Annotated in this window: 1 protein-coding gene; it reads right to left on the bottom strand. The window is 70.2% G+C overall.

Annotated elements, in window-relative coordinates; translation table 11 throughout:
• Positions 1-41: 41 nt before the first annotated feature.
• The coding region (locus KZZ07_RS27020; RefSeq protein WP_219520070.1) for a hypothetical protein at positions 42-265 on the bottom strand (224 nt) is incomplete at its 5' end.

The raw sequence follows: 265 nt of genomic DNA, 5'->3' as shown, positions 1-265 counted from the left end.
CAGCACCGGTTGGATGAGGGAGAACGTCATGGCGGCCTCCATCAATGGCGCGGGGCCAGCGATTCACGGGTGGCGAGAATCGCCTCCACAAGTCGGCGGAGCGACCGGATGCTGCCCGGGCGCCAGGCGTCCTGGACCGCGGCGAGCTCCTCGCCGTCGAGTTCGGGACACCAGTCGAGATCGAGTCCCCGTTCTCGGCGGACGTCGGCGAGGATCCCGTCGACCAGCGCGGGGACGTGCTCTCGGCCCGGGGTCTGGACGTCGA

This window comes from Mameliella sp. CS4 (assembly GCF_019392335.1).
In the GTDB taxonomy this organism is placed as follows: Bacteria; Pseudomonadota; Alphaproteobacteria; order Rhodobacterales; family Rhodobacteraceae; genus Antarctobacter.
The sequence above is the reverse complement of the archived record's forward strand: the minus strand, read 5'-3'. Positions and strand labels throughout refer to the sequence as shown.